The organism is Pseudomonas sp. RA_105y_Pfl2_P56 (assembly GCF_963970845.1).
In the GTDB taxonomy this organism is placed as follows: domain Bacteria; phylum Pseudomonadota; class Gammaproteobacteria; order Pseudomonadales; family Pseudomonadaceae; genus Aquipseudomonas; species Aquipseudomonas baetica_A.
Genome location: NZ_CAXAPL010000017.1, coordinates 101,501 through 120,664, shown reverse-complemented (window position 1 = coordinate 120,664; position 19,164 = coordinate 101,501). Strand labels below are relative to the sequence as shown.

21 protein-coding genes are annotated in these 19,164 nt (G+C 59.2%); 14 read left to right on the top strand and 7 right to left on the bottom strand.

The window, feature by feature from the left end; all coding sequences use genetic code 11:
* Positions 1-367: 367 nt before the first annotated feature.
* Positions 368-1,588 (bottom strand): CaiB/BaiF CoA transferase family protein, encoded by a 1,221-nt coding sequence (locus AACY11_RS14155; protein WP_339432423.1) that lies wholly within the window; start codon positions 1,586-1,588, stop codon positions 368-370.
* Positions 1,589-1,601: 13 nt separating this feature from the next.
* Entirely contained in the window at positions 1,602-2,783 is a 1,182-nt protein-coding gene (locus tag AACY11_RS14150) for an acyl-CoA dehydrogenase (RefSeq protein WP_339432422.1), read from the bottom strand.
* Positions 2,784-2,940: 157 nt separating this feature from the next.
* Here AACY11_RS14150 and AACY11_RS14145 point away from each other — a divergent pair, with 157 nt between their 5' ends.
* From AACY11_RS14145 to AACY11_RS14095, 11 genes are all read left to right on the top strand, one after another.
* Positions 2,941-3,840 (top strand): LysR family transcriptional regulator, encoded by a 900-nt coding sequence (locus AACY11_RS14145; protein ID WP_339432421.1) that lies wholly within the window; start codon positions 2,941-2,943, stop codon positions 3,838-3,840.
* Positions 3,841-4,274: 434 nt separating this feature from the next.
* Positions 4,275-5,396: a Re/Si-specific NAD(P)(+) transhydrogenase subunit alpha gene (locus tag AACY11_RS14140; RefSeq protein ID WP_339495007.1), complete on the top strand. Its 1,122-nt coding sequence runs from the start codon at positions 4,275-4,277 to the stop codon at positions 5,394-5,396.
* 15 nt (positions 5,397-5,411) lie between these two features.
* Positions 5,412-5,732, top strand: coding sequence for an NAD(P) transhydrogenase subunit alpha (locus AACY11_RS14135; protein ID WP_003220416.1), 321 nt, complete (start codon positions 5,412-5,414; stop codon positions 5,730-5,732).
* Complete coding sequence (locus tag AACY11_RS14130) at positions 5,732-7,165, top strand: NAD(P)(+) transhydrogenase (Re/Si-specific) subunit beta (protein ID WP_339432419.1); 1,434 nt, start codon at positions 5,732-5,734, stop codon at positions 7,163-7,165. Before AACY11_RS14135 ends, AACY11_RS14130 begins: the two co-directional genes overlap by 1 nt.
* Positions 7,166-7,380: 215 nt before the next feature.
* A complete protein-coding gene (locus AACY11_RS14125; protein ID WP_221732324.1) occupies positions 7,381-8,874 on the top strand; it encodes an acetyl-CoA hydrolase/transferase family protein in 1,494 nt (497 codons plus the stop codon).
* A 321-nt stretch (positions 8,875-9,195) separates the two neighbouring features.
* On the top strand, positions 9,196-9,411 hold the full coding sequence (locus tag AACY11_RS14120; protein ID WP_339432418.1) for a DUF1127 domain-containing protein: 216 nt from the start codon (positions 9,196-9,198) through the stop codon (positions 9,409-9,411).
* A 258-nt stretch (positions 9,412-9,669) separates the two neighbouring features.
* Positions 9,670-9,879: a DUF1127 domain-containing protein gene (locus AACY11_RS14115; RefSeq protein ID WP_339432417.1), complete on the top strand. Its 210-nt coding sequence runs from the start codon at positions 9,670-9,672 to the stop codon at positions 9,877-9,879.
* A gap of 134 nt (positions 9,880-10,013) precedes the next feature.
* Positions 10,014-10,331: a DUF2388 domain-containing protein gene (locus AACY11_RS14110; RefSeq protein ID WP_221732322.1), complete on the top strand. Its 318-nt coding sequence runs from the start codon at positions 10,014-10,016 to the stop codon at positions 10,329-10,331.
* A 108-nt stretch (positions 10,332-10,439) separates the two neighbouring features.
* On the top strand, positions 10,440-10,748 hold the full coding sequence (locus AACY11_RS14105; RefSeq protein WP_339432416.1) for a DUF2388 domain-containing protein: 309 nt from the start codon (positions 10,440-10,442) through the stop codon (positions 10,746-10,748).
* A gap of 27 nt (positions 10,749-10,775) precedes the next feature.
* On the top strand, positions 10,776-11,096 hold the full coding sequence (locus AACY11_RS14100; RefSeq protein ID WP_221732320.1) for a DUF2388 domain-containing protein: 321 nt from the start codon (positions 10,776-10,778) through the stop codon (positions 11,094-11,096).
* On the top strand, positions 11,093-13,054 hold the full coding sequence (locus AACY11_RS14095; protein ID WP_339495005.1) for a DUF7844 domain-containing protein: 1,962 nt from the start codon (positions 11,093-11,095) through the stop codon (positions 13,052-13,054). The genes AACY11_RS14100 and AACY11_RS14095 overlap by 4 nt, the downstream gene beginning before the upstream one ends.
* Positions 13,055-13,101: 47 nt before the next feature.
* On the opposite strand, the gene AACY11_RS14090 is transcribed toward AACY11_RS14095, so the two are convergent.
* From AACY11_RS14090 to trpB, 3 genes are all read right to left on the bottom strand, one after another.
* The gene (locus AACY11_RS14090; protein WP_339432414.1) at positions 13,102-13,557 is read right to left on the bottom strand and encodes an anti-virulence regulator CigR family protein; all 456 of its coding nucleotides are present in this window, start codon (positions 13,555-13,557) and stop codon (positions 13,102-13,104) included.
* 121 nt (positions 13,558-13,678) lie between these two features.
* The gene (gene trpA, locus AACY11_RS14085) at positions 13,679-14,491 is read right to left on the bottom strand and encodes a tryptophan synthase subunit alpha (RefSeq protein ID WP_339432413.1); all 813 of its coding nucleotides are present in this window, start codon (positions 14,489-14,491) and stop codon (positions 13,679-13,681) included.
* Positions 14,491-15,723, bottom strand: a complete 1,233-nt coding sequence (gene trpB, locus AACY11_RS14080; protein ID WP_339495003.1) for a tryptophan synthase subunit beta — start codon at positions 15,721-15,723, stop codon at positions 14,491-14,493. The genes trpA and trpB overlap by 1 nt, the downstream gene beginning before the upstream one ends.
* Positions 15,724-15,830: 107 nt before the next feature.
* On the opposite strand from trpB, the gene AACY11_RS14075 reads away from it, so the two are divergent.
* Positions 15,831-16,748, top strand: a complete 918-nt coding sequence (locus AACY11_RS14075; protein ID WP_339432411.1) for a LysR family transcriptional regulator — start codon at positions 15,831-15,833, stop codon at positions 16,746-16,748.
* Here the strand turns inward: AACY11_RS14075 and AACY11_RS14070 are convergent.
* Entirely contained in the window at positions 16,721-17,047 is a 327-nt protein-coding gene (locus tag AACY11_RS14070; protein ID WP_339432410.1) for a DUF883 family protein, read from the bottom strand. The genes AACY11_RS14075 and AACY11_RS14070 overlap by 28 nt on opposite strands.
* Positions 17,048-17,203: 156 nt before the next feature.
* On the opposite strand from AACY11_RS14070, the gene AACY11_RS14065 reads away from it, so the two are divergent.
* Together AACY11_RS14065 and AACY11_RS14060 are read left to right on the top strand one after the other, a co-directional pair.
* Complete coding sequence (locus AACY11_RS14065; protein WP_339432409.1) at positions 17,204-17,419, top strand: dodecin; 216 nt, start codon at positions 17,204-17,206, stop codon at positions 17,417-17,419.
* Positions 17,420-17,547: 128 nt separating this feature from the next.
* On the top strand, positions 17,548-17,772 hold the full coding sequence (locus AACY11_RS14060; RefSeq protein WP_339432408.1) for a DUF1161 domain-containing protein: 225 nt from the start codon (positions 17,548-17,550) through the stop codon (positions 17,770-17,772).
* Between the two features lie 165 nt (positions 17,773-17,937).
* On the opposite strand, the gene AACY11_RS14055 is transcribed toward AACY11_RS14060, so the two are convergent.
* A complete protein-coding gene (locus tag AACY11_RS14055) occupies positions 17,938-18,939 on the bottom strand; it encodes an LLM class flavin-dependent oxidoreductase (protein ID WP_339432407.1) in 1,002 nt (333 codons plus the stop codon).
* Positions 18,940-19,164: the final 225 nt, after the last annotated feature.

The following is a 19,164-nucleotide window of genomic DNA, read 5'->3' as shown; positions in this document are numbered from 1 at the left end:
TGTCAAGTGATTATTTTCAGAAGCTTTCGAAGAATTCTTCAACAACTTCAACCACTTGCGCCTTCGATCTCTCGTCAGCGGGAGGCGAATTCTACAGCGTTACACGCTGCTGTCAACACCTCTTTTTCAACTTCTTTCTGGCTTCGATAACCTGAAGCAACCCACTGCCGAAAACATCATAACTCATTGAATCTCAAGGAGTTTTTCGTTTCGACTGCGCCGGAAGTGGGGCGAATTATAGGCTTCCAGAATCTGCCGTCAACCGTTAATTTCGCTTTTCTATCAATCACTTGCAGATCGGTTAAGAAACATCCAGATCCGCCTCTAACCAGGATCGAAACACCATTCCTCTATATAGAAGAAATGGTCAGAGCACCCCCTCCTCCTTCAGCGTAGCAACCGCTCCCGCCTCCAAACCCAATACCCGCTGTAATACCTCCAACGTGTGCTCACCCAATAAAGGAGGCGCTCGGCGATACTCGACCGGGGTCTGCGACATCCGAATAGGGCTCGCCACCTGGGGTACCATCCCTGCCAACGCATGCGGCAATTCAATTGCCAACCCCCGCGCCTTGACTTGCGGATCATCAAATACCTGCGACAGATCGTTGATCGGCCCGCACGGCACACCCGCCAGCTCCAACTGGGCCACCCATTCAGCCGTAGTCTTGAACACCGTCGCCTGTCGGATGAGGGGAATCAGCACCGCCCGATTCGCCACCCGCAGCTTATTAGTAGCGAAACGCGGATCATCAGCCCACTGCGGTTGCCCCGCCACTTCCGCGAATTTGCGGAACTGACCGTCATTACCCACGGTAAGAATGAAATCACCATCAGCCGTCGGGAAGTCCTGATACGGCACGATGTTGGGATGCGCATTGCCAAGACGCTTAGGCGCATTGCCCGTAGTCAGGTAGTTCATCGCCTGGTTAGCCAGGCAGGCCACCTGCACATCCAGCAACGCCATATCGATGTGCTGCCCCCCACCGTCATGATCGCGATGGGCCAGTGCCGCGAGGATCGCCACCGTCGAATAGAGCCCCGTCAGAATATCCGTCAGCGCCACCCCGACCTTCACCGGCCCCGCCCCCTCATCACCCTCGGGCCGACCGGTCAGACTCATCAGTCCGCCCAGCCCCTGAATCATGAAGTCATAACCAGCGCGCTTGGCATACGGCCCGGTCTGACCGAAGCCGGTGATCGAGCAGTAGATCAGATCCGGATTGACTGCCTTCAGCGACTCGTAATCCAACCCATAAGCCGCCAAGCCGCCGACCTTGAAGTTCTCGATCAAGATGTCGGACTTGGCCGCCAGTTCCCGCACAAGTTTTTGCCCTTCAGGGCGGGTGAAGTCGATGGTCACCGATTGCTTGTTACGGTTGGCCGACAGGTAATACGCGGCTTCGGACGTGTTCTCGCCATAGGCGTCTTTAAGGAAGGGCGGCCCCCAGGCGCGAGTATCGTCACCATTGCCCGGGCGCTCGACCTTGATCACCTCAGCGCCAAGGTCGGCGAGGATCTGCCCGGCCCAAGGCCCGGCCAGCACTCGCGATAAATCCAGTACCCGCAGATGCGACAGCGCGCCCATGGTCGCTCTCCTGTTAATAGAACGCCTGCAGACCGGTTTGCGCACGCCCGAGGATCAGCGCGTGAACGTCGTGGGTACCTTCATAGGTATTCACCACTTCCAGGTTGACCAGATGACGGGCCACACCGAACTCGTCGGAAATACCATTACCACCGAGCATGTCACGGGCCATACGGGCGATATCCAGCGACTTGCCACACGAGTTGCGTTTCATGATCGACGTGATTTCAACGGCAGCCGTGCCTTCGTCCTTCATACGACCCAGACGCAAGCAGCCTTGCAGCGCCAACGTGATCTCGGTTTGCATGTCGGCGAGCTTCTTCTGAATCAATTGAGTAGCAGCCAGTGGTCGGCCGAACTGCTGGCGATCCAGCGTGTATTGGCGAGCGGTGTGCCAGCAGAATTCGGCAGCGCCCAGTGCGCCCCAGGAAATGCCGTAGCGCGCGGAGTTGAGGCAGGTGAAAGGACCTTTCAGACCGCGCACGTCCGGGAAAATGTTCTCTTGCGGCACGAACACGTTGTCCATCACGATCTCACCGGTGATCGAAGCACGCAGGCCGACCTTGCCGTGAATCGCCGGAGCGCTCAGCCCTTTCCAGCCTTTCTCCAGTACGAAGCCACGGATGTCGCCAGCATCGTCCTTGGCCCACACCACGAACACGTCGGCGATCGGGCTGTTGGTGATCCACATCTTCGCGCCGGTCAGGCTGTAACCGCCGTCGACCTTGCGAGCCCGGGTAATCATCGCGCCCGGGTCGGAACCGTGGTTCGGCTCGGTCAGACCGAAGCAGCCGATCCATTCGCCGGACGCCAGTTTTGGCAGGTATTTCTGCTTCTGCGCTTCGGTGCCGAATTCGTTGATCGGCACCATCACCAGCGAGGACTGCACGCTCATCATCGAGCGATAGCCGGAATCGACACGCTCCACTTCACGGGCAATCAAGCCGTAGCTGACATAGTTGAGGCCGCTGCCACCGTATTGCTCCGGGATGGTTGCGCCCAACAGGCCGACCTCCCCCATCTCGCGGAAGATCGCCGGGTCAGTCTTCTCATGGCGGAAGGCTTCGAGGACACGCGGTGCGAGGCTCTGTTGAGCGAACTGCTCGGCGGTGTCGCGGATCATGCGCTCTTCTTCAGTGAGCTGTTGATCCAGCAGCAGGGGATCGATCCAGTTGAAGCTAGCTTTACCGCCCATGAGTGTGTCCTCGCAAATCGGTGAATTAACGTGGCATTGATCCTAGGCGCGGTTCGTCGTCACGGCAAACGAGGATTTCGCATTCAGTTGTGCTAATTTCTCACTCCGAAACGTCGCTAAATGCCTTTTATGCGGCGCATTAGTGAGGTTGATGTACATGCGCAGAAAGATCCCCAGCACAACTGCCCTGATCAGCTTCGAGGCCGCCGCGCGGCACGAGAGCTTTACCAAGGCTGCCGAAGAACTTTCCCTCACCCAAGGCGCCATTTGCCGACAGATCGCCAGCCTTGAGGAGTTCCTCAGCGTAGAACTGTTCCGACGTTCGAGACGTGGGGTGAAGCTGACCGAAGCGGGACTTTCCTACAGCCGCCGGGTGGCGACCCAACTCGATGCAGTTGAACGGGATACGCTGTCGGTGATGGGCCAACAGGGGACCAACGTGATCGAACTGGCGGTGGTGCCGACATTCGGTACGCAATGGCTGCTGCCACGACTGAAGGATTTCCAGCTCAAGCATCCGGAAGTGACGGTCAATCTGACCAACCGCACCCGGCCGTTCCTGTTTGCCGACACCGAGTTCGACGCCGCGATCTACTTCGGCGACGCGGATTGGTCCGGTACCGAATCCCACAGGTTGATGGGCGAGAATCCGATGCCGGTGTGCAGCCCCGCCCTACTCGGTAACAAGACACACCTGACAGCCCAAGAAATCGCCGATCTACCTTTACTGCAGCAAACCACTCGTCCCTATGCCTGGCGCCAGTGGTTCAACTCCCAGCACTTGAATATCCCTCGCGACATGACAGGCCCGCGTTACGAGCTATTCTCCATGCTCGCCCAAGCGGCCATGCACGACATGGGCATCGCGCTGATTCCGCCCTTCCTGATCCAGCGGGAATTGGGGGAGAAGCGCTTGGTGATTGCCAACCCGCAGGCCCTGTCCAGCATCAAAGCTTATTACCTGATGATTCCGGAGCGAAAGGTCGAATCAGCGTCTCTAAAGGCATTTCGCGATTGGCTGGTGAATCAGGCGAACAGCTACAGCCTTGAAGGATAAAGGCTCTTCGCCGTAGTTGACTCCGTAGTCAGCAAATGAAAAGCGCTACAGATATAAATATTTGTCGCATTTTCACAGACTGTATCCGAAAGTCGTACAGACGTCCCACAAGCGCCTAATGGCGTGGCTTTGAGCCTCTATTCACGACTCATCACTGCCTATTCACGTCACCGATGAGAAAAAATTTCAAATTCAGCCAGAATCCTTGAAAAGCACGGCCTGCAAGGGGTTCAGCCGGCCATCTGCGACATTCGGTCACGGGATGACTTGTAGTTAATTTTCCGTCACCCGTCATAATCCCTTGAAGGGCATAAAGTTCGCCTGCAAAATGCCGCGCCCCGCCTTGATTCGGCGGGATCGTGCTGATCGGCCGCCCCAGTCGCACCATCCGCAGTGCCTGGGTTTACTCAATAAGATCACGCAGGAGATTTGACGTGCACATTGGTGTTCCTCTCGAAACCCAGACCGGTGAAACACGGGTTGCTGCAACCCCGGAAACCATTAAAAAGCTGATCAGCCAAGGTCATAAGGTCACTGTGCAAACCGGCGCCGGCATTAAGGCCAGTGTTGTCGACAGTGCCTATGAAGCGGCAGGCGCAACGATTGGCAGTGCCAATGACGCGTTCGGTGCCGAGCTGATTCTCAAAGTGGTCGCCCCGAGCGACGCCGAGCTGACGCTGATCAAGCGTGGCGCGGTGCTGGTGGGCATGCTCAACCCGTTCAATAACGAAACCATCGCCAAAATGGCCGAGTGCGGGATTACCGCGTTCGCCCTGGAGGCGGCACCACGCACCTCGCGGGCGCAGAGTCTCGATGTGTTGTCGTCCCAGGCGAACATTGCCGGCTACAAGGCTGTGTTGCTGGCCGCTCACTACTATCCGCGTTTCATGCCGATGCTGATGACGGCGGCGGGCACCGTGAAAGCGGCGCGCGTGCTGATCCTCGGTGCAGGTGTGGCGGGTTTGCAGGCGATCGCGACAGCGAAACGTCTGGGAGCGGTGATCGAAGCGTCCGACGTACGTCCGGCCGTGAAGGAACAGATCGAATCCCTCGGCGCCAAGTTCGTCGACGTGCCCTACGAGACCGATGAAGAGCGCGAATGCGCCGTCGGTGTCGGCGGTTACGCACGACCAATGCCGGCGAGCTGGATGCAGCGTCAGGCCCAGGCTGTGCACGAGCGCGCCAAGCAAGCTGACATCGTCATCACTACCGCGTTGATTCCGGGCCGCAAGGCACCGACGCTGTTGAGCGCCGATACCGTGGCGCAGATGAAACCGGGGTCGGTGGTCATCGATCTCGCGGCGGCTCAGGGCGGCAACTGCCCGCTGACCGTGGCCGATCAGGTGGTGATCGAGAACGGCGTGACCCTTTGCGGCCCGACCAATCTGGCCGGTGAAGTCGCTGCAGACGCCTCGGCGCTGTACGCGCGCAATCTGTTGGACTTCCTGAAGCTGGTCTTCACCAAAGAAGGCCAGTTCGAAGTGAACCTCGAAGACGACATCGTCGCCGCGTGCCTGATGTGCCGCGACGGCCAAGTCATCCGCAAAAACGCCTAAGCAGGGATTCAGACGATGGAAGAGCTTATCTCCCCCGGTATCTACAACCTGATCATCTTCGTGCTGGCGATTTATGTCGGTTACCACGTGGTCTGGAACGTGACGCCTGCGCTGCACACGCCGTTGATGGCGGTGACTAACGCCATTTCAGCCATTGTGATCGTCGGTGCCATGCTCGCCGCTGCGCTGACCGTCACGCCGCTGGGCAAAACCATGGGCACCCTCGCCGTGGCATTGGCGGCGGTCAATGTGTTCGGTGGCTTCCTGGTCACCCGCCGCATGCTTGAGATGTTCAAGAAGAAAGCCCCGAAAGCAAAAGAAGAGGCGCCGAAGTAATGAGCATGAATCTCGTCACGACGCTCTACCTGATCGCGTCGATCTGCTTCATCCAGGCCCTCAAAGGCCTGTCGCACCCGACCACATCGCGGCGCGGCAACCTGTTCGGCATGCTCGGCATGGCACTGGCCATCCTCACCACCGTCGGCCTCATCTATAAGCTGGGTGCTGAACTGGCCACCGCCGGCATCGGTTACGTCATCGTCGGCTTGCTGATCGGCGGCACCGCCGGTTCGATCATGGCCAAGCGCGTTGAAATGACCAAGATGCCGGAACTGGTCGCGTTCATGCACAGCATGATCGGTCTGGCCGCGGTGTTCATCGCCATTGCCGCAGTGGTCGAGCCGCAGTCGCTGGGCATCGTTAAACACTTGGGCGACTCGATTCCGGCGGGCAATCGTCTGGAGTTGTTCCTCGGTGCAGCCATCGGTGCAATCACCTTCTCCGGTTCGGTGATCGCGTTCGGCAAGCTCTCGGGCAAGTACAAGTTCCGTCTGTTCCAGGGCGCACCGGTACAGTTTGCCGGTCAGCACAAGCTCAACGCGGTGTTGGGTCTGACGACGCTGGTGCTCGGCCTGACCTTCATGCTCACCGGCAACCTCACCGCCTTCGCGCTGATGCTGGCGCTGGCGTTCGTGATGGGCGTGCTGATCATCATCCCGATCGGCGGCGCGGACATGCCGGTGGTGGTGTCGATGCTCAACAGCTATTCCGGCTGGGCAGCGGCAGGTATCGGTTTCTCGCTGAACAACTCGATGCTGATCATCGCCGGTTCGCTGGTGGGTTCGAGCGGTGCGATCCTCTCGTACATCATGTGCAAGGCGATGAACCGTTCCTTCTTTAATGTACTGCTCGGCGGTTTCGGCAACACGGCCGACGCTGGCCCGGCTGGCGCGAAAGAAGCACGTCCGGTGAAATCCGGTTCGGCTGACGATGCGACCTTCCTGCTGACCAACGCCGACACCGTGATCATCGTACCGGGCTACGGTCTGGCGGTAGCGCGTGCACAGCATGCTCTGAAAGAGCTGACCGAGAAGCTGACCCACCGTGGCGTCACCGTGAAGTACGCAATCCACCCGGTGGCCGGGCGGATGCCAGGGCACATGAACGTCCTGCTGGCCGAGGCCGAAGTGCCTTACGACCAGGTGTTCGAGATGGAAGACATCAACTCCGAGTTCGGCCAGGCCGACGTGGTGCTGGTGCTCGGCGCGAACGACGTGGTCAACCCGGCCGCGAAGAACGATCCGAAATCGCCAATTGCCGGCATGCCGATTCTCGAAGCGTTCAAGGCCAAGACCATCATCGTCAACAAACGCTCGATGGCCAGCGGCTATGCCGGTCTGGACAACGAACTGTTCTACCTGGACAAGACCATGATGGTGTTCGGCGACGCGAAAAAAGTTATCGAAGACATGGTTAAAGCGGTCGAGTAATCACCCCGCAGCAATACCGAACGCCCCGACTTGTCGGGGCGTTTTCGTTGGCGAAAACAATCGGACAATATGCCGCGTTGTTGCAGATCCGGTAACGGTGTTTTACTTCAAACCCGCTAAATAGACGCCTCTTTTGCGACCTTGGTAGCGGGACAGGCGCCCGCGAAATTCACTAGACTGCGCATCCTGATACTCGCTTCCCGAGATAATAATCCATGTACCGTGACCGTATTCGCCTGCCTTCGTTGTTGGATAAAGTGATGAGCGCCGCCGACGCCGCCGCTTTGATTGAGGACGGCATGACCGTCGGCATGAGCGGATTCACCCGCGCCGGCGAAGCCAAAGCCGTCCCTCACGCGTTGGCCGAACGCGCCAAGGTCACGCCACTGAAGATCAGCCTGATGACCGGCGCGAGCCTGGGCAACGACCTCGACAAGCAACTGACCGAAGCCGGCGTGCTGTCGCGACGCATGCCGTTTCAGGTCGACAGCACCTTGCGCAAGGCGATCAACGCCGGCCAAGTGATGTTCATTGACCAGCATCTGTCGGAAACCGTCGAGCAACTGCGCAATCAGCAACTGAAGCTGCCGGACATCGCGGTGATCGAAGCCGTGGCCATCACTGAACAGGGCCACATCGTGCCGACCACCTCGGTGGGCAACTCAGCGAGCTTCGCGATTTTCGCCAAACAGGTCATCGTCGAGATCAACCTGGCGCACAACGCCAACCTGGAAGGCCTGCATGACATTTATATCCCGACGTATCGTCCGACGCGCACGCCAATCCCGCTGGTGAAGGTCGACGACCGCATTGGCAGCACAGCGATCCCGATTCCGCCGGAAAAAATCGTGGCCATCGTCATCACGCAGCAGGCGGACTCGCCATCGACCGTATCGTCGCCGGATGCCGACACCAACGCCATCGCCGATCACCTGATCACCTTCTTCAAGCAGGAAGTCGATGCCGGGCGCATGACCAACAAGCTTGGCCCGCTGCAAGCCGGGATCGGCAACATCGCCAACGCGGTGATGTGCGGCCTGATCGACTCACCGTTCGAAGACCTGACCATGTACTCCGAAGTGCTGCAGGATTCGACGTTCGACCTGATCGATGCCGGCAAGCTGAGTTTCGCTTCGGGCAGTTCGATCACCTTGTCGGAACGCCGCAACAGCGACGTGTTCGGCAACCTGGAGAAATACAAAGACAAACTGGTACTGCGCCCACAGGAGATCTCCAACCATCCAGAAGTCGTACGGCGCCTGGGCATTATCGGCATCAACACGGCGCTGGAGTTCGACATCTACGGCAATGTGAACTCGACCCACGTCTGCGGCACACGGATGATGAACGGTATCGGCGGTTCCGGTGACTTCGCGCGCAACGCACATCTGGCGGTGTTCGTGACCAAATCGATCGCCAAGGGTGGCGCGATTTCCAGCGTGGTGCCGATGGTCAGCCACGTTGACCACACCGAGCACGACGTTGACATTCTGGTGACCGAGGTGGGCCTGGCGGATCTGCGTGGGCTGGCGCCACGGGAGCGCGCGCGGGTAATCATCGATAATTGTGTGCATCCGGACTTTCGTCAGGCACTGGATGACTACTTCACTGCGGCCTGTGCAATCGGTGGTCACACCCCGCATATCCTGCGTGAAGCCTTGAGCTGGCACATTAACCTGGAAGAAACCGGACGCATGCTGGCGGTGTAATCCGCACAGATAATCCATCGACGCAAACACAGTTTGCGTCGATGGATTTTTTAAAATTGCCTTCCTTGCGAAAACTGTACTTCTGTACTGGTCATTTCCTACAGTATTTACCTACAAATACGCCCGCCTCACCCGAAAACGCACCGAGTTAGTGCAGACAGGTACAGTTTGCTCAATTTTGACCCGTACACCGCCTTTAAACAGTTAACTGGTCACTCACAATACAGTTGAACTGTATCTAGAGAGACTAGGCAAACGAGAGGATCATGGGCACCAGTTAAACCACTACCTAATCCCGCCACAAGCGGAAGGATGTCAACCATGGAACGTACACTCAGTTCCGATCTGTTCTTCGAAGACAAAGCTGCAAAAACCCAGGCTTCCCTGCCTTTGCGCGTTATCGCCAACCTGATGTTGTGGCAGCGCCGCATCTCCAGCCGCCACCAACTGGCTCGTCTGGATTCGCGTCTGCTGGCTGACGCCGGTATCAGCGAAGCACAACGCTACGAAGAGCTGAGCAAGCCGTTCTGGCGCTAAGTAGCGTCGCTGGCTCTGGTCGTTAGACCCACCGCCAGCAACCCGAATTGAACAAACAAAACCCGTTGCGGGAAACCGCGACGGGTTTTGTCGTTTCAGGCGAGGAAAACATGCATTACAGGTGGCAGCTACAAACAACAGTACAGTTATAAGAATACCGAACCTGAACCAGTACAATTTAAAACGGATGTATCTGCCCCCTTGCCTGCAACGGGTTCAACATGACTTTCCGACCTTGCCAGTAAAAAGGAATCTGTCATGAATGGCTTACAGGATGTTTCAGCAGCTTCTTTACAACCCGCCCTTCGCTGCAACCTCGTAAAACGCCTGTTGCGCCGCTTCTGCCAAGGCCTTGAACGAGCCAGGACGCGGCGTCTATTGACGCAACTGGATGGGCGGGATCTCGCGGATCTGGGGCTAAGCCACGCCGATCGGCTGAATGAACTGGAGAAAACCTTCTGGCGCTAGCATTCTGCCCACTGTGCGAACTTCGTCTGCAGGCCTAATATCCACGCAGAACGTGGCGAATGCTGTGCCATTGGCGTCTGACTCCTCAGATACCGAGCCACCTCTCAATACGGTTTATCCACAGGAGATACATCATGTCCCGTCTTCGCCTGCTCAGCGCTGCCGCCCTGCTGGCCGTGGCTGCCAATGCCAGCGCCTCCAGCTTCATCGTGACCACCGACGCCGTTGTTGGTGCGCTCAAGTCTTCTTCCGATGCTACCTCCGACGCCACCTCGTCGTTGCGTGACAACAAAACAGTACTCGCCGCCCGTGACGACGCGGCCAGCTTCGTTGCCAGCGAAGGCCAGATCCGTGGCGTGAAGCTGGAAAGCGCGCTGGATCTTATCCGCCATCAAGCACCACAGTTGAGCGCGACCGATGCACAACTGGCCCAAGCGATTCTTGCGATCTGAATCAACGTGGCATGAAGGGACACGCCGGTCGTGTCCCGATGTTTTTGGCGCTGGCTCTGGCCCGGGCATTGCGCTAGCCTTGAGGCTCGCTAACAGTTACCGAGTCTTATGCACTTTTTTCAAAAACTGCTTATCCCTTCCGTAGTGTTAACCGCCTGCTGGGTGACACCGGCCTATGCTTTCGATGTCTCCACGCAGAACACCGTAGTGAGCCTTTGGGCGACCGGCATGGTGTCTTCCGCGCCGTTCGACCGTAAACTGGTGCTCGCCGCTCACGATGACGCGGCAGCGTTTGTAGCCACTGACGGTGAATTGCGAGGCGCTCGACTGGAATCAGCGCTGCATTACCTGCGCAAAACCCGGCCGAAACTTCATGTAAGCGACCGTGAACTGGCACAGGCAATTCTCGTCCAATAGCTACCCTTGTCCTTCCGGAGTCGTTCCATGCGTAGCCCGCTGATTGCTGCCACCCTTGGCCTGTTTTTGTTGGCCGATGTGGCCCAGGCGCACACCCTGGTAGCCACCAGTAACATCATCGTTCGTGCCTCCCAGCGCAGCATCGATTTCACGTCCGATACCACCACCTCGATTCGCGACTCGAAAATCATCCGCGAAGCCCACGACGATGCCGCCAGTTTTGTCGCCAGCAACGGTGATATTCGCGGCGCACACCTGGAAGCCGCTCTCAATACCTTGCGCACTCGCGTACCGGAAGCTCGCGACGCCAGCGATCAGGTCCTCGCCGAAGCCATCCTCGCACTGTGAAATCACTCGGCGCCTGGCTGCTGGCCGGGGCGTTGTTGCTGCTTGGCAACAGCGCCCACGCCGGCCTGCAATTGCGGCTCAAGAGCGACGGTCTGAGCGCCGCGCAACAACAGGCCAGTCAAGCGCTGATCGATGAAGCCATGCAGGCCTTGCCGCCCAGCTTCATCGAGCGGCTGGACCGGCACATCGACGTTGGCTGGACCGACGACATGCCCGGCAATGCCTACGGCCAGGCCACGCTGGTCGCCGAGCTCGATCTAAACCGCAAACTGCTCGACAGCCTCACCGACGGCAGCGCGGCCAAAGAAAAAACCAATCGCCCCCACGGCACTGTGCGCCAGGAACTGCTCGCCACGGTGCTGCACGAAGTCACCCATATTTATGATCGCGCGCGCCTGTGGCCGAGTGCCGAGCGCACGCTGATCCAGCGCTGCACCCGACGTTTCAACAGCGCCGGGCTGATCGGTCTTCCCGATGAGTGCCGTGGCCAGAACGGCCGCCGCTTCACCCTCAGTGATGACCCACGCCTGCTCGATCTCGCCGGTTGGCAGCAATACGTCGGTCGTCGTGGCGAGCGCGAACAACACAACCGCCAGATTGCCCGCAGCCCGGATCTGTACGAAATCTCCAGTCCGAAAGAGTTCGTCGCGGTCAACATGGAGTATTTCCTCCTCGACCCGAGCTACGCCTGCCGCCGCCCGGCGCTGTACCGCTATTACAAGGAACACTTTGGCTGGGCGCCGCCCGCCAAGGACACTTGCAGCAAGAGTTTCGCGTTTCTCAATGCGGGCAACGACTTCGCCAAGCAGCCGTTGGGACAAGTCGATCCGGAGCGGGTGTACGCCGTCGACTACCTGCTCGCCGAGGCCAACCAGAACTGGGTCAGCCGTTGGGGCCACAGCATGTTGCGTCTGGTGATTTGCGCACCGGGTCGGCCACGTGGCCCGGATTGCCGGCTCGATCTGGACCAGCATCTGGTGCTGTCCTACCGCGCCTTCGTGGGCGATGTACAACTGTCGAGTTGGGACGGCTTGGTCGGCAAATACCCTTCGCGGCTGTTCGTCTTGCCACTGGCGCAGGTCATCGATGAATACACCAAAACCGAGCTGCGCAGCCTTGCATCGGTGCCGCTGAACCTGTCACGCAGCGAGATTGAAGGCGTGGTCGAACACGCCGCCGAGATGCACTGGAGCTACGACGGCAACTACTTCTTCCTGTCCAACAATTGCGCAGTGGAAGGCCTGAAGCTGTTGCGCAGCGGCAGCAACAACGCTCAGCTCGTCGGCCTGGACAGCATCATGCCCAATGGTTTGCTGGAAGTGCTTAAAGGACGCGGCCTCGCCGACACCAGCGTGCTGGACGATCCGAAGGAGGCTCTGCGCCTGGGGTATCGCTTCGACTCGTTCCGCGATCGCTATCAAGCGATGTTCGCTGTACTGAAGAAACAATTACCGATCAAACAGAACAGCGTCGAGGAGTGGCTATCGTTGTCGGCCGAGGAACGCCGTCCGTGGTTTGATCGCGCCGACCTGCGCACCAGCGCCGCACTGCTGCTGTTGGAGCAGGCCAGTTTTCGCCGGCAACTGCTGCTGGCTCAGGATGAGGTCAAGCAGCGCTACCTCGGTGAACGCGAACTGGATAACGGCGGGATGGACAAGGCCAACGCGACTTTGCAGCAAATCCTCGCCAACAGCGGTTTCCTCAGTCGCCCGGCAGAATTGCTTGATTCCAAGGGTTACGGCTTGCCGCAACCGAGCGAGTTCAGCCGACTGCAAGCGGAAAGCAGCCAGCGGCAGAAAAAGCTCCTGGCGCTTTCCGGCGATCTGGACACGGAGGTGCGCAAGCTGCTTGAACCCAAGCGCGCGGCCGAGATTGCCGCGAGTGAAGCCAATGTGAAACACATTGGCGAGCATTTGCGCAAACTGCACAAAGCCTCGGGCGGGCTGGAGTTGCCCTGACGCGAAAGATCGCCGCCTGGGCTGCGATCTTTTTTATTGCCTGTGAATCAGTACAAAACCCCATCCAGAATTTCATACACGATCCCGGTACCCACCGCGATCAGCACGATATCGCGCCCGGCCCGGCGCCATTCGTAACCCGGATAGACCGGCAAACGACCTAACGCACGACCCTCCAGGCGCTCACCGTAATAACCGTGGGGCAGCGGTCGGCCTCGTACCAGATGGATGCCCGGTGGCGGCGGTGCGCCGCGCACGAAGTAGCCGTGGTTGTCGCGAATGGTCTGGCGCACCGGGCCGAAGTCGCGCGGCGGCGGGCCACCTCGGTGGTTGTTCTGTGGGCCATGGTGATCGTTGCCGCGATTGTCCCCGCGGTTATCGTAGTGGCCCTGCTGCGGGCCGCCGCGGTCGTGATCATCGCGCTGATCAGCGCTGGCCAGCAGCGGTGTCGCGCTGATCATCAGCACGCCCAGACTGGCAATCAGACGTTTCGGCATTTTCATGGGGGGTTCCTCATTGCACTAACAGCAAAAAGGGATTCAGAACGTGGTTCTGAATCCCTCGGTCTTGCTTGGTTAGGCTGTGCCGCGAGGTGCTAATTCCTCTGTATCAGGAACTTTACCTTCAACTGACCCGGGCCTTACGCACGCCTTCGGCCAGCGCCGAGCACAGGCTCAGCACGCCGTCGATCGCCTGATCGGGCGTCGTGGCATTAGCAATGTGATCGATCAGCGCCGACCCCACCACAACACCGTCTGCCAGACGCGCAATGGCCGCCGCTTGTTCCGGCGTACGAATGCCAAAACCGATGCTGATCGGCAGATCCGTGTGGCGGCGCAGGCGAGTGACCGCCTCTTCGACGTGTTCCAGCGTCGCTGCACCGGCACCGGTGACACCGGCCACCGAGACGTAGTAAACAAATCCGGAACTGCCGTTAAGCACCTTCGGCAGACGCGCGTCATCCGTGGTCGGAGTCGTCAGACGGATGAAGTCCAGACCGGCAGCCTGGGCCGGGTCGCACAGCTCTTCGTTGTGCTCCGGTGGCATGTCGACCACGATCAGGCCATCGACGCCCGCGTCTTTGGCTTCAGCAATGAAACGCTCAACGCCAAACTTGTGGATCGGATTGAAGTAGCCCATCAGCACCAACGGCGTGTCGCTGTTGCCTTCACGGAATTCGCGAACCATTTGCAGGGTTTTCGCCAGATTCTGCCTGGCACCCAGCGCACGGATGTTGGCCAGTTGGATGGCCGGGCCGTCCGCCATCGGATCGGTGAACGGCATGCCCAACTCGATCACATCGGCACCGGCTTTCGGCAGGCCTTTGAGGATCGCCAGCGAGGTGTCGTAGTCCGGGTCACCGGCGGTGACGAAGGTCACCAGCGCGGCGCGATTGTGTTCCTTGAGTTCAGCAAAACGGGTTTGCAGGCGGCTCATCAGTGTTTCTCCTGCTGCGACTGTTCCATATGGTGCATCACGGTCTGCATGTCTTTGTCACCACGACCGGACAGGTTGACCACCATCAGGTGATCCTTGGGCAGCTTCGGTGCGCGTTTGAACACTTCAGCCAGGGCATGAGCGCTTTCCAGGGCAGGAATGATCCCTTCCAGGCGGCAGCATTTGTGGAACGCAGCGAGGGCTTCATCGTCGGTCACCGAGGTGTACTGCACGCGGCCGATGTCATGCAACCAGGCATGTTCCGGACCGATGCCCGGATAGTCGAGACCGGCGGAAATCGAGTGCGCGTCAATGATCTGGCCGTCGTCGTCCTGCAGCAGGAAGGTACGGTTGCCGTGCAATACACCCGGTACGCCGCCGTTGAGGCTGGCCGCATGCTTGCCGGTTTCGATGCCGTAACCGGCCGCTTCAACACCGATGATTTCAACGCTTTTGTCGTCGAGGAACGGGTGAAACAGGCCCATGGCATTGGAGCCACCGCCGATGCAGGCCACCAGGCTGTCCGGCAGGCGACCTTCCTGGGCTTGCAGTTGGTCGCGAGTTTCCTTGCCGATTACGGCCTGGAAGTCGCGAACCATCGCGGGATACGGGTGCGGCCCGGCCACGGTGCCGATCAGGTAGAAAGAGCTGTCGACATTGGTCACCCAGTCACGCAGGGCTTCGTTCATCGCGTCCTTCAGGGTGCCGGTGCCGGCGACCACCGGGATCACTTCGGCCCCCAGCAACTTCATGCGGAACACGTTGGCCTGCTGACGCTCGATGTCGGTAGTGCCCATGTAGATCACGCAGTCCAGACCGAAGCGCGCAGCCACGGTGGCAGTTGCCACGCCGTGCATGCCAGCGCCGGTCTCGGCGATGATGCGTTTCTTGCCCATGCGCCGCGCCAGCAGGATCTGGCCGATGCAGTTGTTGATCTTGTGCGCGCCAGTGTGGTTCAGCTCTTCGCGCTTGAGGTAGATCTTGGCGCCACCGCAGAACTCGGTCAGACGTTCGGCGAAATACAACGGACTGGGACGTCCGACGTAGTCGCGCTGGAAGTAGGCCAGTTCTTCTTTGAAGGCAGGATCTTCTTTGGCCGCTTCGTACTCGCGGGCCAGATCGAGGATCAACGGCATCAGGGTTTCCGCCACGTAGCGGCCACCGAACGAGCCGAACAGGCCGTTGGCGTCAGGGCCGTTACGCAGATCGGCGTTGTGCGAAGTCTGGGTCATGGTTTGCTCCAGGGGGTCAAAAGACAATGACGACCACTCTACCCCTGACCTTCTATGCTGAAAACCGATAAGATCGCCGCAACCTGTCAGGAAAACTCACAGATACCATGAGCCATGACCTTCCCCCGCTGAACGCTTTGCGCGCCTTCGAAGCCACCGCACGCCTGAACAGCGTCAGTCAGGCGGCCGAACAACTGCACGTCACCCATGGCGCGGTCAGTCGTCAGCTCAAGGTGCTGGAAGAGCACCTAGGTCTCAGCCTGTTCATCAAGGATGGACGCGGCTTGAAACTCACAGATGCAGGCGTGCGTCTACGCGACGCCAGCGCTGAAGCCTTTGATCGGTTGCGCAGTGTTTGCACCGAATTAACCCAAAGCACTGCCGACGCGCCATTTGTGCTCGGTTGTTCCGGAAGCCTGCTGGCGCGTTGGTTCATTCCACGCTTGGGACGGCTGAATGCCGATCTGCCGGATTTGCGCCTGCATCTGTCGGCCGGTGAGGGCGATCTTGACCCTCGACGTCCCGGGCTCGATGCTTTGCTGTTGTTCGCCGAGCCGCCATGGCCGGCGGACATGCAGGTGTATGAATTAGCTGCCGAGCGCATCGGCCCGGTGATGAGCCCACTATTCAGCGGCTATCAACGCCTGCAAAGGGCATCTGCCGAGGCTTTGCTCGATGAGCCATTGCTGCACACCACATCGCGCCCGCAAGCCTGGCCCAGTTGGGCACAGCAGAACCGCCTCGACGCCAAAACGTTGAAGCTCGGGCAAGGTTTCGAGCATTTGTATTACTTGCTGGAGGCCGCAGTGGCGGGACTGGGGGTGGCAATCGCGCCGGAGCCGCTGGTGACTGAAGACTTGAAGGCTGGTCGCCTGGTTGCGCCGTGGGGCTTCTGTGAAACCCCGGCGCAACTGGCGCTGTGGCTACCCAAACGCGCCGCAGACGGGCGCGCCCGGCAACTGGCGCAATGGCTCAAGAACGAGCTGCGCCAGCCGGATCATTCGCCGCGCTTGAACAGCAAGTAGGCCGCGAGCAGGCCCAGTGCACCGACCGCCACACCGGCCGTTGTCCAAGGATGTTCCTGAGCGTAATCACGGGTGGCGAGCCCGGTCTCGCGGGTTTTCACTTTGACTTCTTCATAGGCATCGCTGAGCAGGTGGCGCGAGTGTTTCAGCGCACTCTCGGCGTTGCTTTTGAGCGCCTTGAGGGTCTTGCGCGACTCGTCCGAAGCGTCGTCTTTGAGGCTTTCCAACGATTTGAGCAGACTCTCGATCTCGGCTTCCATGCTTTGCAACGAGGCTTTACGTAAAGAGGTGTTGGCCATGGTGGCTCTCCTGCATTGGTGATGAGTGGCGTGTGTTGATTGGGACTTCAGCGGTTTGAGAAAGTGCAGAAAATCTGAACTTCGCTTGCGTGTAGCCACCGAAATCAACAGTGCAATTCACTGCTAGTCTCAAATCCACACGCCTAGGAGATCGTCATGAGTGACCATCACACGTACAAGAAAGTCGAGCTGGTCGGTTCTTCCACCAACAGCATCGAGGACGCCATCAACAACGCGCTGGCCGAAGCCAACAAAAGCATCAAGCATCTGGAATGGTTCGAAGTGATCGACACCCGTGGTCACATCAAGGACGGCAAGGCCGCGCACTTTCAAGTGACGCTCAAAGTCGGCTTCCGGATCGCCAGTAGCTGAGTTGGGTCTACACTTCTGAACTTGCGCGCTGGCCGAGTGCCATAGGAATGGCAAAGCGCTACAGGGTGAGCGCATCGGGCCAATGCTCCGATGCCCGCCTCTATTAATCCGACCAGGGAGTGCGACCGATGAAGAAGTTCATATTGGCAGTAGGTTTGTTGAGCCTTGCGGGTGGCGCGTTTGCTGCTGGCAAGCCTTGTGACGAGCTCAAGAGCGAGATTGCGGCGAAGCTGGATGCCAAGGGGGTTGCCGGGTATTCGCTGGAGATCGTCGATAAGGGTGCAGCGACTGACGGCAAGGTGGTCGGCAGTTGTGAAGGCGGCACCAAGGAAATCGTCTACAAGCGCGGTTGATCGCGCCTGAAATGCAAAAGCCGACACTCATGCGTCGGCTTTTTTGTGGGCAACACGTTTCCAATGTGGGGCTTGCTCGCGAAAGGGGGCGTATCAGTCAACATCATGCGCGCCTGGCACTCCGCCTTCGCGAGCAAGCCCGCCCACAGGGGACGGTGCACCGTCTCAGCCCTTCATCACCTGCGCCAGCAACTCATAGGAATGCAGGCGATCAGCATGTTCATACAGATCGCAGGTGAAAATCAGCTCATCGGCCTGGGTCTGTTCAACCAGCATTTCCAGTTTGGCGCGGATTTTCTGCGGGCTGCCGACCATCGCCAGACCGAGGAAATCGCCGACCGCTTCACGCTCGTGAGGCCGCCACAGGCCGTCCATGGTTTTCACGGGAGGGCGTTGCACCAGGCTTTGTCCACGCATCAACGCGAGAATGCGCTGGTACACCGAAGTCGCCAGGTAATCCGCCTGCTCATCGGTATCTGCTGCAACCAGCGGCACACCGAGCATCACATACGGTTTGTCGAGCACTGCCGACGGTTTGAAGTGATTGCGGTAGACGCGGATCGCCTCATGCATCAAGCGCGGTGCGAAATGTGAGGCGAAGGCGTAGGGCAAACCGCGCTCGCCGGCCAGTTGTGCACTGAACAGGCTGGAACCAAGGAGCCAGATCGGCACATGGGTGCCGGTGCCGGGCATCGCGATGACTCGTTGCTCCGGGGTGCGCGGGCCGAGGAAGCGCGCCAGTTCGGCGACGTCTTCCGGGAAATCATCGGCACTGCCGGAACGCTCGCGGCGCAGGGCACGGGCGGTCATTTGATCGGAGCCGGGCGCGCGGCCCAGTCCCAAGTCGATCCGCCCCGGATACAGGCTTTCCAGCGTGCCGAACTGCTCGGCAATCACCAGTGGCGCATGGTTGGGCAGCATGACGCCGCCGGAGCCGACGCGGATGGTTGACGTACCCCCGGCCAGATAACCGAGCAGCACCGAGGTAGCGGAACTGGCGATGCCGTCCATGTTGTGATGTTCAGCCACCCAGAACCGCGTATAGCCGAGTTTCTCGACATGCTGCGCCAGGTTCAGCGAGTTGCGCAGCGATTGCGCCGGGCTGCCGTTCTCGCGCACTGGCACCAGGTCGAGGGTGGAAAATTTTACGTCGGACAGTTGCTTCATAAACCTGCGTCTCCGAGTGAGGAGGCAGGTTTTTCTTGCAAACGAAAACCTGCCGAATCATAAGCGTGTTTTGTGCAATGAGGGCATATACCCGAGTTTCAATAGCAGAACGAAAAATCCTACTAAAAAAGTCAACGATTCAGACGAGCTGAACTTTGTCCCGACGTCTATCCTCAGAACCCTTGCAAGCAAAATTCACAACGGCGCGGCGTTCCGCGTCTGATC

Bases quoted from the DNA above. Each gene is read 5' to 3' on its own strand.
- AACY11_RS14155 (WP_339432423.1), bottom strand. From the start codon at position 1,588: ATGGGCGCGCTGTCGCATCTGCGGGTACTGGATTTATCGCGAGTGCTG.
- AACY11_RS14150 (WP_339432422.1), bottom strand. From the start codon at position 2,783: ATGGGCGGTAAAGCTAGCTTCAACTGGATCGATCCCCTGCTGCTGGAT.
- AACY11_RS14145 (WP_339432421.1), top strand. From the start codon at position 2,941: ATGCGCAGAAAGATCCCCAGCACAACTGCCCTGATCAGCTTCGAGGCC.
- AACY11_RS14135 (WP_003220416.1), top strand. From the start codon at position 5,412: ATGGAAGAGCTTATCTCCCCCGGTATCTACAACCTGATCATCTTCGTG.
- AACY11_RS14130 (WP_339432419.1), top strand. From the start codon at position 5,732: ATGAGCATGAATCTCGTCACGACGCTCTACCTGATCGCGTCGATCTGC.
- AACY11_RS14125 (WP_221732324.1), top strand. From the start codon at position 7,381: ATGTACCGTGACCGTATTCGCCTGCCTTCGTTGTTGGATAAAGTGATG.
- AACY11_RS14120 (WP_339432418.1), top strand. From the start codon at position 9,196: ATGGAACGTACACTCAGTTCCGATCTGTTCTTCGAAGACAAAGCTGCA.
- AACY11_RS14115 (WP_339432417.1), top strand. From the start codon at position 9,670: ATGAATGGCTTACAGGATGTTTCAGCAGCTTCTTTACAACCCGCCCTT.
- AACY11_RS14110 (WP_221732322.1), top strand. From the start codon at position 10,014: ATGTCCCGTCTTCGCCTGCTCAGCGCTGCCGCCCTGCTGGCCGTGGCT.
- AACY11_RS14105 (WP_339432416.1), top strand. From the start codon at position 10,440: ATGCACTTTTTTCAAAAACTGCTTATCCCTTCCGTAGTGTTAACCGCC.
- AACY11_RS14100 (WP_221732320.1), top strand. From the start codon at position 10,776: ATGCGTAGCCCGCTGATTGCTGCCACCCTTGGCCTGTTTTTGTTGGCC.
- AACY11_RS14090 (WP_339432414.1), bottom strand. From the start codon at position 13,557: ATGAAAATGCCGAAACGTCTGATTGCCAGTCTGGGCGTGCTGATGATC.
- trpA (WP_339432413.1), bottom strand. From the start codon at position 14,491: ATGAGCCGCCTGCAAACCCGTTTTGCTGAACTCAAGGAACACAATCGC.
- trpB (WP_339495003.1), bottom strand. From the start codon at position 15,723: ATGACCCAGACTTCGCACAACGCCGATCTGCGTAACGGCCCTGACGCC.
- AACY11_RS14075 (WP_339432411.1), top strand. From the start codon at position 15,831: ATGAGCCATGACCTTCCCCCGCTGAACGCTTTGCGCGCCTTCGAAGCC.
- AACY11_RS14070 (WP_339432410.1), bottom strand. From the start codon at position 17,047: ATGGCCAACACCTCTTTACGTAAAGCCTCGTTGCAAAGCATGGAAGCC.
- AACY11_RS14065 (WP_339432409.1), top strand. From the start codon at position 17,204: ATGAGTGACCATCACACGTACAAGAAAGTCGAGCTGGTCGGTTCTTCC.
- AACY11_RS14060 (WP_339432408.1), top strand. From the start codon at position 17,548: ATGAAGAAGTTCATATTGGCAGTAGGTTTGTTGAGCCTTGCGGGTGGC.
- AACY11_RS14055 (WP_339432407.1), bottom strand. From the start codon at position 18,939: ATGAAGCAACTGTCCGACGTAAAATTTTCCACCCTCGACCTGGTGCCA.